This window comes from Qipengyuania citrea, from assembly GCF_009828015.1.
Lineage (GTDB): Bacteria > Pseudomonadota > Alphaproteobacteria > Sphingomonadales > Sphingomonadaceae > Qipengyuania > Qipengyuania citrea.
Window position 1 is genome coordinate 197,422 of record NZ_WTYG01000003.1, and the last position, 15,087, is coordinate 212,508.

General features: G+C 65.3%; 13 protein-coding genes. All 13 read left to right on the top strand.

What is annotated here, in order from left to right; translation table 11 throughout:
• The first annotated feature begins 1 nt into the window (after nucleotide 1).
• The 13 genes from hisG to GRI55_RS11145 all read left to right on the top strand — a co-directional run bounded on the left by hisG (nucleotide 2) and on the right by GRI55_RS11145 (nucleotide 15,065).
• Nucleotides 2-658, top strand: coding sequence for an ATP phosphoribosyltransferase (gene hisG, locus GRI55_RS11085; protein WP_063506448.1), 657 nt, complete (start codon nucleotides 2-4; stop codon nucleotides 656-658).
• Nucleotides 658-1,947, top strand: a complete 1,290-nt coding sequence (gene hisD, locus GRI55_RS11090) for a histidinol dehydrogenase (protein ID WP_160767198.1) — start codon at nucleotides 658-660, stop codon at nucleotides 1,945-1,947. Before hisG ends, hisD begins: the two co-directional genes overlap by 1 nt.
• The gene (gene nusB / locus GRI55_RS11095; RefSeq protein WP_050599356.1) at nucleotides 1,944-2,396 is read left to right on the top strand and encodes a transcription antitermination factor NusB; all 453 of its coding nucleotides are present in this window, start codon (nucleotides 1,944-1,946) and stop codon (nucleotides 2,394-2,396) included. The genes hisD and nusB overlap by 4 nt, the downstream gene beginning before the upstream one ends.
• A complete protein-coding gene (thiL, locus tag GRI55_RS11100; protein ID WP_160767315.1) occupies nucleotides 2,393-3,253 on the top strand; it encodes a thiamine-phosphate kinase in 861 nt (286 codons plus the stop codon). The genes nusB and thiL overlap by 4 nt, the downstream gene beginning before the upstream one ends.
• 149 nt (nucleotides 3,254-3,402) lie before the next feature.
• Complete coding sequence (locus tag GRI55_RS11105; protein ID WP_063505877.1) at nucleotides 3,403-5,559, top strand: sodium-translocating pyrophosphatase; 2,157 nt, start codon at nucleotides 3,403-3,405, stop codon at nucleotides 5,557-5,559.
• A gap of 118 nt (nucleotides 5,560-5,677) precedes the next feature.
• Entirely contained in the window at nucleotides 5,678-6,883 is a 1,206-nt protein-coding gene (locus GRI55_RS15250; RefSeq protein ID WP_160767199.1) for a GNAT family N-acetyltransferase, read from the top strand.
• On the top strand, nucleotides 6,880-7,758 hold the full coding sequence (locus GRI55_RS11115) for a cupin-like domain-containing protein (RefSeq protein WP_160767200.1): 879 nt from the start codon (nucleotides 6,880-6,882) through the stop codon (nucleotides 7,756-7,758). Before GRI55_RS15250 ends, GRI55_RS11115 begins: the two co-directional genes overlap by 4 nt.
• Before the next feature lie 17 nt (nucleotides 7,759-7,775).
• Nucleotides 7,776-8,804 carry a GNAT family N-acetyltransferase gene (locus tag GRI55_RS11120; RefSeq protein WP_160767201.1) on the top strand — a complete coding sequence of 343 codons (1,029 nt, stop codon included), beginning with the start codon at nucleotides 7,776-7,778 and terminating at the stop codon, nucleotides 8,802-8,804.
• Nucleotides 8,801-9,826, top strand: coding sequence for a hypothetical protein (locus GRI55_RS11125; RefSeq protein ID WP_160767202.1), 1,026 nt, complete (start codon nucleotides 8,801-8,803; stop codon nucleotides 9,824-9,826). Before GRI55_RS11120 ends, GRI55_RS11125 begins: the two co-directional genes overlap by 4 nt.
• Before the next feature lie 32 nt (nucleotides 9,827-9,858).
• A complete protein-coding gene (locus GRI55_RS11130) occupies nucleotides 9,859-10,788 on the top strand; it encodes an acyl-CoA thioesterase (protein ID WP_160767203.1) in 930 nt (309 codons plus the stop codon).
• A 271-nt stretch (nucleotides 10,789-11,059) separates the two neighbouring features.
• A complete protein-coding gene (locus GRI55_RS11135; protein ID WP_160767204.1) occupies nucleotides 11,060-13,174 on the top strand; it encodes a TonB-dependent siderophore receptor in 2,115 nt (704 codons plus the stop codon).
• Nucleotides 13,174-13,752 carry a hypothetical protein gene (locus tag GRI55_RS11140; protein WP_050599365.1) on the top strand — a complete coding sequence of 193 codons (579 nt, stop codon included), beginning with the start codon at nucleotides 13,174-13,176 and terminating at the stop codon, nucleotides 13,750-13,752. Before GRI55_RS11135 ends, GRI55_RS11140 begins: the two co-directional genes overlap by 1 nt.
• Nucleotides 13,752-15,065, top strand: a complete 1,314-nt coding sequence (locus GRI55_RS11145) for a PepSY-associated TM helix domain-containing protein (RefSeq protein ID WP_160767205.1) — start codon at nucleotides 13,752-13,754, stop codon at nucleotides 15,063-15,065. Before GRI55_RS11140 ends, GRI55_RS11145 begins: the two co-directional genes overlap by 1 nt.
• The last annotated feature ends 22 nt before the right edge of the window (nucleotides 15,066-15,087 follow it).

Here is a 15,087-nt window from a genome sequence, read left to right on the forward strand (position 1 = left end):
AATGAACGAATGCCTCACCTTCGCCGTTCCAAAGGGCCGTATCCTTGACGAAGCGCTGCCAGTAATGGCGCGTGCCGGGGTCGTGCCCGAAGACGCTTTCCACGACAAGGCGAACCGCTCGCTGACCTTCGCGACCACGCGCAATGACATGCGCCTGATCCGCGTGCGCGCCTTCGACGTCGCGACTTTCGTGGCCCATGGCGCAGCGCAGATGGGTATTGTCGGTTCGGACGTGATCGAGGAATTCGACTATGCGGACCTTTACGCGCCCGTCGATCTCGACTTCGGGCACTGCCATCTTGCGGTGGCCGAGCCGGTAGAAGGCGCGGAAAGCATCGACGGTGCCAGCCACCTGCGCGTCGCGACCAAATACCCCAACCTCACCCGCCGCCATTTCGAACGGCAGGGCATCCAGGCCGAATGCGTAAAGCTGAACGGGGCGATGGAAATCGCGCCCGCACTCGGCCTTGCCGGGCGGATCGTCGATCTGGTCTCCACCGGCACGACGCTGCGCGAAAACGGCCTGGTCGAAACCAGCCGCATCCTCGACATTTCGGCGCGCCTCATCGTCAACCGTGCCGCGCTGAAGACCGATCCGCGCGTGGCCGCGCTGGTCGAAGCCTTCCGCGCCGACGCGGCACAGCGCGAGGCCGCCTGATGCAATTCCTGAAAACCGCCGACGCCGGGTTCGAAAGCGCTTTTGCCCGGATCGTGCGCGATCGCCGGGAAAGCGATACGCAAGTCGGGCGCGATGTCGCCTCGATGATCAACGAAGTGCGCGAACGCGGCGATGCCGCGCTGGCCGAATACACTGCGCGCTTCGACAGCCACCGGCTAGCCGAAGACGATGACTGGTGCATACCGCTGGCCGCCTGCCGCGAAGCCTATGATGTGCTCGACCCCGACTTGCGCGATGCGCTGGAAACCGCGGCCAGCCGCATCCGCGCATATCATGAGGGCCAGCTTCCCGAAAACCGCGACTATACCGACGATATCGGCATGCGGCTCGGTGCGCGTTGGAACGCGGTCGAAGCCGCCGGACTGTATGTCCCCGGCGGACGCGCATCCTATCCCTCGTCGCTGCTGATGAACGCGATCCCCGCGAAAGTCGCAGGCGTGGAGCGGCTGGTCGTCACCACGCCTACGCCGGGCGGCGAGACCAACGCGCTGGTTCTCGCCGCTGCCCATATCGCGGGCGTGGATGAAATCTGGCGGGTCGGCGGGGCGCAGGCCGTGGCCGCGCTGGCCTATGGCACCGACCGGATCGGCAAGGTCGATGTCATCGCCGGGCCGGGCAATGCCTGGGTCGCCGAAGCGAAACGCCAGCTCTACGGCGTGGTCGGCATCGACATGGTCGCCGGGCCCAGCGAGATTCTCGTCATCGCCGATGGCAACAACAATCCCGAATGGATCGCCGCCGACCTGCTGAGCCAGGCCGAGCACGACCCGACCAGCCAGTCGATCCTGATTACCGACAGCGACGCGCTGGCTCGGCAGGTCGAGGACGCAGTCGACCTCGCGTTGATGAAGCTGCCCACCGGCAAGACGGCCAAGGCCAGCTGGGACGCACATGGCCTGATCGTGGTGGTTGGCAGTCTCGATGAGGCACCCGCCCTGTCGGACCGGCTGGCAGCGGAGCATGTCGAGCTGATGGTCGACGAACCGCAGGGCCTATTCGACCGGATGCGCCATGCCGGCAGCGTCTTCCTCGGCCGGCACACGCCGGAAGCGGTGGGCGACTATATCGCCGGCCCGAACCACGTCCTTCCCACCGGGCGCCGCGCGCGCTTTGCCAGCGGCCTGTCGGTGCTCGACTTCATGAAGCGCACCAGCTTCATCGACGCCTCCGAAGCCGCGCTGGCCGCGATCGGCCCGGCCGCGGTCAGGCTGGCGGAGGCCGAGGGGCTTCCCGCGCACGCGCTGTCGATTTCCACGAGATTGAAATGAACCAGAATTCGAAGTCCCAGGCCCGCAGCGCGGCCCGCCTCGGTGCCGTGCAGGCGCTCTACCAGCAGCATATGGAAGGCACCGCCGTGACCAGGCTGCTGAACGAGTTCCACCAGCACCGGCTCGGCCGCGTGATCGAAGACGAGGAATATGCCGAAGCCGACGTCGATTTCTTCGACGACCTCGTCACGGGCGTGGATGCGCGCCGCGCGGAGATCGACGACAAGCTGACCGCGCGGCTGGCGCAGGGCTGGACGCTGGCGCGGCTCGACAAGACCATGCTGCAGATCCTGCGTGCGGGCACTTACGAACTGATCGCCCGGCAAGATGTCCCCAAGGCCAGCTCGATCAGTGAATATGTCGATGTCGCCAAGGCATTTTTCGACGATCGCGAGGCGAAATTCGTCAACGGCATCCTCGACGCCGTGGCGACCGAGGCCGGACGCTGAACGAAAGCGCGTTCGTCGCCGCGCTCAAGGCGCTGGCGGACACCCCCGCCGCACGCGGTCTCGAGGATGATGCCGCAGTTCTGAGTGTCGGCGGCCAGCAGCTGGTCCTCACCCACGACACGCTGGTCGAGGGCGTCCACGTCCGCGCGGACGAGGACCTTGCCGACATTGCATGGAAGCTCGTCGCAGTGAACCTGTCCGATCTGGCAGCCAAGGGTGCACGGCCCCTCGGCGTGCTGGTGTCGCATATGCTGGGCGATTCCGACGCGCGCTTTATCGAGGGCTTGCGTGAAATCCTCGGCGAATACGACGTGGCGCTGCTGGGCGGCGATACCGTGCGCGCCGAAGGCCGCAGGGTCTGGGGATGCACCGCGGTCGGCAAGGCAACGCATGCGCCCGCGCCCGACCGCCGCGGCGCGCGGGCAGGCGATGCGGTGTTCGTTACCGGCACGCTCGGCTATGCCATGCTCGGCCTCGGCGACCGCGCCAGCGGCAGCCGCGCAGACCTCGCCTATCGCCGCCCGCGCCCGCTGGTGGCCGAAGGAATCGCGCTGGCCCCGCATGTAACGGCGATGATGGATGTCTCCGACGGCTTGCTGCTCGACGCCTGGCGCCTCGCGCATGCCAGCGGCGTCGAACTGGCGCTCGACAGCGCGCAGGTTCCGGTGGCCGATCCTCAGAAGGCCGGGGAATGCATGCGATGGGGCGATGACTACCAATTGCTGTTTACCGCGCCCGCCGATGCTGCCCTTCCCGTTGCCGCTGCACGTGTCGGGACGGTGACCGGTGGCCCCCCCGGACTATCGCTGGACGGCGACATTTTCCCCTATGCCGAAGGGCTTGGCTACCGCCACTGATTGCTTGCGCGCAGGGCCGTGCGCGGCGAAATATTGCTACGTAATTCCACCTTGTCACGTAACGGATGCCGCTTATACCTTCGCTAAGCCTCGGCGTTTCCCGCGCCGGAGCGCAAAAAGATATAAACATAGCGGGAGGGGGAAATTTCGTGGACCTAGTTCTCATAGCAATACTGCTGGGACTGCTGGCCGTCGTGTACGGCTTCGTCACCAGCCGCCAGGTGCTTGGCGCAGGCGCCGGCAACGAACGAATGCAGGAAATCGCCGGCGCAATCCAGGAAGGCGCACAGGCCTATCTGAAACGCCAGTATACGACGATCAGCGTGGTCGGCATCGCGGTAGCGGTGCTGGTCTTCGCCTTCCTCGGCATCGTGCCGGCGGTCGGCTTCGTGATCGGGGCGATCCTGTCGGGTGTCGCCGGCTTCATCGGCATGAACATTTCGGTGCGCGCCAACGTGCGGACCGCCGCTGCCGCGCAAAGCGGGCTCCAGCAGGGGCTGACGCTGGCCTTCCGTGCAGGTGCGATCACCGGCATGCTGGTGGCAGGCCTCGCCCTGCTCGCGATTGCGGTGTTCTTCTGGTACCTCGTCGGCCCCGGCGGACACGCGCCCAATAGCCGCGAAGTGATCGACGGGCTGGTCGGCCTGGCCTTCGGCGCCTCGCTGATATCGATTTTCGCGCGTCTTGGCGGCGGGATCTTCACCAAGGCCGCCGATGTCGGCGCCGATCTGGTCGGCAAGGTCGAAGCCGGGATCCCAGAGGACGATCCGCGCAACCCTGCGGTCATCGCCGACAATGTCGGTGACAATGTCGGCGACTGCGCGGGCATGGCTGCCGATCTGTTCGAAACCTATGTCGTCACGGTCGGGGCCACCATGGTGCTGACCGCGCTGCTGTTCGGTGAAACGCTGGGCGATCTGCTGCTGCCGATGATGGCGCTGCCGCTGCTCATCGGCGGGGCCTGCATCGTGACCAGTATCATCGGCACCTATTTCGTGAAGCTGGGCAAGAACAGCACCAATGTGATGGGCGCGATGTACAAGGGTTTCATCGTCACCGCTGTTCTCGCAATCCCGCTGATCTGGCTCGTCATGAGCCAGGTTCTCGGCGGCATGGGTACCGAAATCGGCGGCAGTATCGCCGGGATCGACCCCGGGGCGCCGCTGGCCGAAGAAGGCACTGCCGAACAGGTCCGCTCGTTCAGCGGCTGGGACCTGTTCTGGTGTTCGGTCATCGGGCTGGTCATCACCGGCCTCATCATCTGGATCACCGAGTATTACACCGGAACCGGGTTTCGCCCGGTAAGGTCGATCGCCAAGGCTTCCGAGACCGGACACGGCACCAATGTTATCCAGGGACTGGCTATCAGCCTTGAATCGACCGCGCTGCCGACGATCGTTATCGTCGCGGGAATCATCGCCACCTTCCAGCTCGCCGGGCTCATGGGCATCGCCTATGCCGCAACGGCCATGCTGGCGCTGGCGGGAATGGTCGTCGCGCTCGATGCCTATGGTCCGGTGACCGACAATGCCGGCGGGATCGCCGAAATGGCTGGTCTCGACGACAGCGTGCGTGAAAAGACCGATCTGCTCGACGCAGTGGGCAACACCACCAAGGCGGTGACCAAGGGCTATGCCATCGGTTCTGCAGGTCTGGGCGCACTGGTGCTGTTCGCGGCCTATACGACCGACCTCGCGGAGTTCTTCCCCGATGCGGACGTCGATTTCAGCCTCGAGAACCCATACGTGATCGTCGGTCTGCTGCTGGGCGCACTGCTCCCATACCTGTTCGGAGCGATGGGCATGACCGCGGTGGGCCGCGCTGCGGGCGATGTGGTCAAGGACGTGCGCGAACAGTTCGCGGGCGATCCGGGGATCATGGCGGGCACCAGCAAGCCCGACTATGCCCGCACCGTCGATCTCGTCACCAAGGCCGCGATCAAGGAAATGATCGTACCCTCGATGCTGCCGGTCCTGGCTCCCATCGTGATCTATTACGCGATCTACTTCCTCGCGGGTCAGGAAAACGCCTTTGCTGCACTCGGGGCTTTGCTCCTCGGCGTCATCATCGGCGGGATCTTCGTGGCCTTGTCGATGACCGCAGGTGGCGGCGCATGGGACAATGCGAAGAAGTATATCGAGGACGGCCATCACGGCGGCAAGGGCAGCGAAGCCCACAAGGCCGCAGTTACCGGCGATACGGTCGGCGATCCCTACAAGGACACAGCCGGTCCGGCGGTCAACCCGATGATCAAGATCACCAATATCGTGGCGCTCTTGCTGCTTGCCGCGCTTGCGGGCGGCTGACGACGCGTCCGGGTGAAGGCGGTGGTGGCATGGACAGACGTGCCGCCACCGTCCTTTTCGACGCATTAACCCAGTTTAAGCGCTTTTTTCCTATGCTTGTCGCCCGATGGGGAATGCAGTGGCGCATATCGATGAACTCACGACCAGCAACCGGCTCGGTCCCGGCGGCGAGCACGAGGCTCGCTTGCAGGGCACCAGCACGCGCAGCGGCATGACCGGCCTGAGCGAAGGGTTCTCGGTCGCGTCATGGCGCGATGCGGATAACGCCGGTTTCATCGAAAAATGGCATCGCCTGGCGCTTGCCAGCGCGACGCCCAATCCCTTCAACGAAGCATGGTTTCTGCTGCCATCGCTGCGCCAGTTCGACCCAAAGGGCGAGGTCATGCTCGCCACCCATGTCGTGCGCGGAGAACTGGCCGGGCTGATGCCCATGCTGCGCGACCGCGACTATCACGGCAGGCCACTGCCGCATCTCGCCAACTGGCTGCATTCCAACGCCTTCAGCGGCGAACCCCTGGTCAGGGCCGATCATTGCGCGTCATTCTGGCAGCACATGCTCGACTGGTGCGATCGTCACGCGCACGGCAGCCTGTTCTTCCACCTTTCCGGAATCCCGGCGGATGGCGCTGCCTTGGCGGCGCTGCGTGATATCGCCGGAAAACCGGATCGCGGCCTGCGCATCGTCGAAACGATCGAGCGCGCCGTGCTGCACGGCGGACGATCCCCGCAAGACCATTTGCGCTTGGCGCTCGACAAGAAGCGCCGCAAGGAATTGAACCGCAAGCGGCGGCGGCTGGAAGAACTCGGCGAGTTGGTGCTGACGCGCCACGACGATGACACCGGGCTTGGCAGCTGGATCGACCAGTTTCTCGAACTCGAACAGGCGGGTTGGAAAGGCGCCCAAGGCTCGGCGATCTCCAGCGCGCCGAATACCGAGGCCGTGTTCCGCGAAAGCATGACGGCGGCCGCCCGTCTGGGAAAACTGCAGCGGCTGGCCTTCCACCTGGACGGACGGCCAGTCGCCATGCTCAGCAGTTTCATCTGCGAGCCCCACGCCTTCGGGTTCAAGACCACATTCGACGAAAGCCTGGCAAAACTCTCCCCCGGCATGCTGCTGCAGGTCGAAAATCTCGCAATTCTCGAACGCAGCGGCGTAACCCTGTCGGACAGCTGCGCAGCACCCGACCACCCGATGATTGGCCAGATCTGGCCCGACCGGCGCGAAATCGTCAAACTGTCGATCCCCATCGGCGGCAGTTTGCGCCGCAGCATCGGGCGCGCGCTGACCGCGCTTGAACTGCGCCGGGGCAGGAACCGCAAATGACCAGGCATGACGGCACCCCATCTGTTTCGGACCACCGGGTCTTTCCCGCGCAATCTTTGGCGGCCTTCGCCCGCGCCTATCCGGAAACGCCGCATGTCCTGCGTCACGGGCTCGAAGCCGATTTCCGGCTGTCGCTCGATTCGCTGGCGCAATTGGGCGAAGCGTTGCCGGGCAGCTCGGTCGAATACAATCGCGGTGACCTGCCGATCGGGGTCGACGGCAAACCCGGCGCCACCGGCCTCACAATCGGAGATACCATCCGTAACATTGCCACCTGCCGCAGCTGGGCGGTACTCAAGAACATCGAACAGGTGCCGGAATACCAGGCGCTGCTCATGGGGCTGCTCGACGAATTGCGCCCTGCAATAGAAGCAACCACGGGCGAATTGCTGGCTCCCCAGGGGTTCATCTTCGTCTCGAGTCCCAACGCCGTGACGCCGTATCACTTCGATCCCGAACACAATATCCTGCTGCAGCTTCGCGGGACCAAGGTCATGACGCAGTTCCCCGCCGGCGATGCCCGCTTTGCACCCGATCGTGTCCACGAAAGCTATCACCTCGGCGGGCCGCGCGAGCTGCCGTGGGACGATGCCTTGCTTGCAGACGGCACGCCCTTCGCGCTCGAGCCGGGCGAGGCGGTGTACGTGCCGGTCATGGCACCGCATTTCGTCCGCAACGGATCCGAACCCTCGCTCTCCCTATCGATCACCTGGCGCAGCCAATGGAGCTACGACGAGGCCGGCGCGCGCTGCTTCAACGGCCTTGTCCGCAAAACCGGCTATCGCCCCGCCGCGCCCGGACGCTGGCCGGCGCGCAATCGTGCAAAGTCGCTGGCCTTTCGCGCCTGGCGCAGGGTTTTCGGTAGTCCGAACTGATACGTCCCCCCGAGAGCATGACAAGCGACCAGCAGCACGGCGATGACGCAGCGCAGTTTGACGCGCTGGCGCAGAATGGTCCGCAGCAGCGGGCGTTCCTGCGCAGCCGGTGGTTCGATGCCTCCCCCGCCCCGCCCGACCGCATCGTGCTGCGCGGCGAAGAGGGTATGGCGCTTGCTGCATTAGGACTGGCCATGCGCCGCGGCGGCCCTTTCCGGCTGCGCGAGATTGCCGGGAGCTACTGGCCCTTCCGCGGAGTTCCGCTAGCCCAAGGCATCGACGAGGCGGTTCTTGCCGCCGCGCTCGGCCGGCAGCGCAAGCGGCTGGGTTCGATCTGGCGGCTCGGCCCGGTGGAAGCCGGCGATCCCGAACTCAAGCGGCTACGCCTGGCGCTGCGCCAGGCCGGGTGGCACGCGCTTGCGCGTCCGCTAGGCCAGGTGTTCGAGATCGATCTCGCAGCCTTGCGGCAGGACGGCGCCTGGCCGTCGACCAAGACGCAGCGCAAGAACCGCTGGCGCAAGCGGAGGCTGGAGGAAGAAGGCGGCGCGGTCTCGGTCGAATTCTTTAGCGGAAGCGACTGGACTGCGCGGCAGCGCGACGCATTGGCTCAGATCGAAGCGGAGAGCTGGCTCGGGACGCTTGCCGATGGCGGGGACACCAAGTTTCGCGACCCCGAGATGCGGCGCTATTGGGAGGATATCTGCACCGACCCGGTGCTGGCAGCCATGCTATTCGGAAGCCTGATGTGGATCGGGGACACACCCGCCGCCTTCACCTTTGGGATCGAGGCCGGACCGGTGCGCTATTACATCGCCAACAATTACGACCAGCGCTTCAACCAGTTCGGTGCCGGCCGCGTCCTGCTCTATGACGATTTTGCGCGGGCGGGCGAGCGCGGCGTGCGGCGCATCAGCTGGGGTGTCGGCGATGCCGGGTACAAGAGCGAGATGGGCGCCCAGCCCGGCGCGCTTCTGATCGACCTGCTGTTCGTCCGCAATGCCCTTCTGGCACGTTTGCTTTCGCCGTGGTGGGAGCGCGCGGCGTGATCACGCTGCGATGCCCCGTCATCCGCAGCACGCTGCTCTGGTGCGGTTTCATGATCGCGGTCGCGGCGTACGAACAAATCGTGCTGGGCTGGCATTTCGCCCGCGAGGAAGCGCCAATCCACGATGGCTGGCACTGGATGCGCACCGCGGGAATAGCCGTGCTGAGTTTCCTGCTCGTTGCATCGCTGGCGCAATCGCAGGTTCGCCGCGAGCAAGTGAGCGTGCGCGCGGGAGCTCTCGTCTTCGCGGTCGCGCTGCTTTCGCTCGCAGCGATCGCCCTGCTCGCCGCGAGCCCTGGTGCCTTTGCGCAGATCGGGGCCGAGGACAGCACGATCGAATGGCTTTCCGCCGTGCTGCTGTTCGGCGCGGCGGGCCTGATGGGATGGCGGCTGCGGGATCGTACCCGGCGGCAACCCGCGCATGGCCAGAGCTGGGTTCCGATGGTGGTCGGCCTGGGCTTTGCCGCACTCTTCGCACTGATGGCTCTCGAAGAAGTCAGCTGGTTCCAGAGGCAGATCGGCTTCGCCACGCCCGAAGCGATCGCCGCGCGCAACTGGCAGGGTGAATTCAACCTGCACAATTTCCATACCGATATTACCGAACTGGCGCTGTATTCGGGCACCGGCGCTTTTCTCCTGTTGCTGCCGCTGCTGCGCGAAAGCGATGTGGCGCGTTGGCCGATGGTGCGCGTTGTGGCGCCGTTCCTGCCCGACCGCACCGTTGCCGCCGTGTCCGCGCCGATGCTGGTCTTCACCTACAGCCATTGGACGCTGCTGCCCGTGCAAGCCGCCTTCTGGACCGGGCTGGCCGTTTGCGTGGCCTTCGCGCGCAGCAGCGCCACGCGGCGGGAGACGCTCTTGTGGAGCGCGCTCGCGATCTGGGTCGGCATGGGCCAGCTTACCATGCTCGCACTCGGTCCCACCAAGCTGATGGTCTTCGACAGCTCCGAATACCGCGAACTGTTTATGAGCATCGGCCTCGCGATGTACGCTTTTCGGCAATCACGTACGTGCAGTGCTTGACGCAAACGTAAAGCACCCGCAAACCGGCACCCGTGAGCATTGAAAAGACACCGGAAGAACTCGTCGCAGGCTTCGTTAGCCTGCTGTCCGTCACACGCGAAGGGGATGACGCTTTCAGCGGGCTGAAGCAGCCCAACGGGGTGGGCCGCGTCTTTGGCGGGCAGGTCATCGCGCAGGCATTGCAAGCGGCGCAGGCGACGGCGCCCGAGGGCCTCGAAGCGCATTCGCTGCATGCCTATTTCCTGCGCGGCGGCAAGGAAGGGCTCGACATCTCCTACGACATCGCGCGCGATTTCGATGGCCGCAGTTTCGCCAACCGGCGGGTGGTCGCCAGCCAGCAGGAGAAAGGCGAGGACAAACGCCCGATCCTGAACCTGACCGCCAGCTTCCAGCGCCCCGAAGACGGCCTGTCGCACGACGATGTAACCATGCCCGAAGTGGAACCGCCCGAGGACCTGCGCGGCGACATGGAAATGCGGCGCCAGATGGTCGAACGCATGGGCGAACGCATGAGCGAGCAGCAGCGCAATTTGGTGCTGCGCCCCCGGCCGATCGAAATGCGCACGGTCGACCGGCTGCACTGGATGAACAGCGAACCGCGCGAGCCACGCGCGCACAGCTGGTTCCGCACCGTCGCGCCGCTGCCCGCGATCGAAGACAATCCCGCGCTGCACCGCGCGGTAATCGCCTATGCCAGCGATTACACGTTGCTGGGCACCAGCGCGCTACCGCATGGCCTGTCGTGGATGCGCGGCGAACTGGTGGGGGCCAGCCTCGACCACGCGATCTGGTTCCATCGGCCCGCGCGCGCCGACGAATGGCTGCTCTATGCCACCGATGCGCCATGGAGCGGCGGGGGCCGCGGCTTCAACCGCGGTCGCATTTTCAATCGGCAGGGCGAACTGGTCGCCAGCGTTGCGCAGGAAGGCATGATGCGCAAACGCGTCCCGCGCGACAGCTGAGCCGGCCCAGCAGGCCCTGAACGCGGCCCTGCATTTTCCCCATTCGCAACGAACAGCTGAACGGGCAATTCCGGCGGCGTATGGCGCTGCCCCGCTCCAAATCGACCAAGTGATCGGGACTTCGGTCGGACGTGCGCGCACGCGCACATGAACGGGCCATCGCGGGCACTCTGGCGGGCAGATGACCGCGCAGATTCAGACTGGCCTTGCTAATGCGAGTGACTCTCATTACCAGCGCGCCGAATAAACATTCAGAACAAGGGATTCGTCGATGAAGGCTATTCTGGCCACCACCACTGCCACGCTCGCACTTACGCTGGCCGCCCCCGCTTTTGCCCAGGACGCGCAGGCCGACACGGACAATGAGACCGCCCAGGCGGATGCCAGCGCCATCGTGGTGACCGGGACGCTGAGCGAATTCGGCGCGATCAAGTCGGATACTCCCATCGTGGAAGTCGCGCGCTCGATCTCGATCGAAACGCAGCAGGACTTCGTCATCAAGGGCGCGCAATCGCTCGACGATGCGCTGACCTATACGGCTGGCGTCACGGCGGAACCGTTCGGCTTTTCCACCCGCGGCGATTTCGTGCAGGTTCGCGGCCTCGATGCACCTGAGTATCGTGACAACCTCCAGTATCTGTTCGGTTTCTACAACAACACGCGGCAGGACCTATACACGCTCGAACAGGTCGAGGTGCTCAAGGGCCCGGCCTCGGTGCTCTATGGCGCGGGCGCGCCCGGCGGCATTCTCAATGTGGTGACCAAGCGCCCGCATGGCGAAAGCGAAGGTCAGCTGCGTGTCGATTACGGCAGCTTCGATCGCAAGCAGATCGCGACCGATATCAATGTCGCGATTCCCGGCGCGGAGGACGAGGCCCAGTTCCGTTTCGTCGGGCTATACCGCGATGCCGATTCGCAGATCGAGGAAGTCTCGGACAACAAGCTCGTCCTCGCGCCGTCCTTCACCGCGCGTCCTGCTTCCGGCACCGAAATCACCATTCTGGCCAATTACTCGGATCAGGAATCGGACACCGCGCACCAGTTCCTGCCGGTCACCGGCACACTTCTGCCCGCACCCGGCGGGCAGGAAATCGATCCCTATGTCTACCACGGGGCCCCGGGCTTCAACGCATACGACACGCAGAGCTTCGCGCTGTCGCTGATCGTCGAACAGGAGCTGAGCCAGGCATTCTCGCTCGAAGGCATCGGTCGCTACATGCGCTCGGATGCCGAATACCGGCAGGCGTGGATCGCCTTCGCGGGCAACGGAGTGCCGCGGCTGGACGCCGATGGAAACGGGCTGTGGACCTATTACCTCGCCGACAACCGCAGCGAACAGATGGCCTTCGACGTGCGCCTGCGCGGCGAATTCGACACCGGGCCGATCGAGCACGAACTTCTCGCCGGCGTCCAGTATCAGGATGTCTTCACCGACAGCGACACCGCCTACATCTTCAACGGGGGTGTCCTCAATGCCTTCGATCCGCAGTACCAGAACGTGCTCAGCGTGGACGAAGTGCGGCAGGCACAGGGCAATGGCCCGCGCAACTTCATCGATACGACGGGCTACTACATCTCCGACACGATGACGCTGGGCAATCTCGTAGCCACGGCGGGCATCCGTTTCGACGAAGTGACCAATGCGGTCGAGAACGGTACAACGCAGGAAGATGATGCGACCAGTGTCAGCTTTGGCGTATTGTATCGCGGCCCGGCAGGCATTTCGCCCTATGCCAGCTATGCCGAGAGCTTCCAGCCGGTTGTGGGCATCGACACGATAACCAACCAGCAGCTCAAGCCGCAGGAAGGTCGCCAGTATGAGGTGGGGATCAAATGGCAGCCGCGCGGCGTCAATGCGCTGGTTACGGTGGCGGCATTCGACATCGAGATTTCCAACCTGCCGAACCCCAATTCGCTGTTTGGCGCCAACAGCCAGCAGGAAGGCGTATCGAAGGTCCGCGGTGTCGAGTTCGAGGCCAACGCGCTGCTGGGCGGACTGCGGCTCGACGCGAATGCCAGCTATCTCGATGCCGAAGACCCCAACGGCCTGCCGCTTTCGTCGATCTCGGACTGGCAGGCCTCGCTCTTCGCCATGTATGATTTCGCTGGCGCGCTCGACGGCTTCAGCTTCGGCGGCGGCGTGCGCTATGTCGGCGGCAACGAAAGCAGCGGCATTTCGGCCCTCGACGGGAATCTGCTGACCTACCGCGTCGACGGCCGTACGGTCGGTGACCTTTCGGCGGGCTATGATTTCGGGCCCTTCGAACTGCGCGTGACCGCCCGCAATGTGACCGACGAGGACTATTTCTCGGTCTGCCTCGTGCGCGGCGACTGCTTCCCCGGCGAACGCCGGTCGATCAACGGCTCGCTGGCGTTCAACTTCTGATGGTCAGCCCGGAGCTTATCTGGCTGGCGGGTGCGCTGGCGGTGATGGGTATCGCCTTGCTGCGAATGTCTTGGGGCCGGCCCGGCCGGGCTGCAGGGCTCAACGCCCTGGGCTGGGCTGCGCTGGCCATCGGCGTCGTCATCGGCGGGGCCGTGGCGGGCGCCTGGGGGATCGCGGTCACGTCGCTGTTCGCGGTCGGGACTGCGATAGCGATCCTCGCGAAAGCGGTGTTCGAACACCCGCGCCGCCAGCGACCCGCGCGGCCGCTGCGTGAAACCGAAGCGTTGAACGGCGTCGGCGGCACGCGGATCGGGCAGGCACTGGCGACCTTTGCGATCGCCGGGCCATTGGCGCTCGTCGTGTCGGTCCTGTTCGCACTTGCGGCGCGCCTGGCGCTGATCGCGGCAGGCGCGGGTGAAGCGAATGGCAATGTCGCCGTCCTCGGACTGGTGCCGCTGGTATGGCCGATACTGGCTTTTGTCCTGCTGATCACCCAAACCCGCGGGAAGCAATTGCTACTCACCAGCGCGGTTGCGATAGCGGCGCTGGCGCTGGCCGTTCTTGTGGGGGGATTTTGATGAGCCTGGGATTTGCCAAGGAAACCGTCCGCAAGGGCCTTGCCGCCCACACCGCGCTCGGCCTCGTGTGCTGCGCGCTGTTGTACCTGATCTGCGCGACCGGCACGGCGATTGTGCTGTACGAGGAATGGCAGCGGTTCGAGCAGCGGGATGCGCCCGAAATGACCGCGATCGAACCTGCGGCGGTCCAGCGCGGGATCGAGAACGTGCTGTCGGTCGAAAACGATCGCGCAACCACCACCCACCTCTTCGTGCACATGCCGACCGATGCGCTGCCGCGGACGACGATCACCACCGATACGCAGGCATTCCATGTCGATGCCGACGGCACCATCGTGATGCCAGAGGAGAACGCCTGGTCTGAATTCCTGCTGGCGCTGCACTACCGGCTCAACCTCCCCGCGATTTACGGAATGACGCTGGTGGGTGCATTCGGCGCGATGATCGTCGCGCTGTCGATCTCGGGTATCGTCGCCCACCCGCGCATCTTCCGCGATGCCTTCCGCCTGCGCGCGCGGCGCCGCGACGCTGTCGCCACAGTCGACTGGCACAATCGGCTGGCCGTGTGGACCCTCCCCTTTGCCCTTGCCATATCGCTCACCGGCGCCATGATCGGCCTGTTCTACGTCTCCGGCGGCATTGTGGCCGAAACCGCCTATGGCGGCGACAGCGAGGCAGCGCTGGCCCCCATTTTCGGCGAGGAAGCCCCGCAGGACCCCGCCAGCGCTCCGGTCGCCGACGCGCGCCCGGCGCTGGCGCATATGGCGCGCGCCTATCCCGAGGTGGAGCCCTATTACGTCATCCTGCATGATCCGCGCACGGCCGGCCAGCACATCCAGATCGTGGGCGAGCATCCCCGCCGGCTGATTTTCGGCGAGTATTACGCTTACGGTCCGGACGGCGAATTCCACGGAACCACCGGCCTCGCCGATGGGACGATCGGGCAGCAACTGGCCGCCTCGACCTACAATCTGCACTTCGGCAATTACGGTGGGTTGCCGGTCAAGATCGCCTATATCGCCTTCGGGCTCGCGCTGACCGCGGTGGTGGCCACCGGGACCTTCATCTGGCTTAACAAGCGGGCCCGCCAGGGCCGCCCCGCCCCGCGCACGAGAGCGGTCTGGTCGGGCTTCGTCAGCGGTGTGCCGATAGCGCTGGTGACCACGCTGCTTGCCCGCCTGCTGATCGGTAATGGCGCACCTTTCGTCGCGCTGTTCTGGGGCACGCTGGCACTGACCGTGGCGGTCGCGCTGCTGCGTTTGCGGCGCGACCGCGAGGCCGCGTCCGGACCGGCGCTCGCTCTCGCTGAGTAACCGGCCCGGACCGCATCGCCGG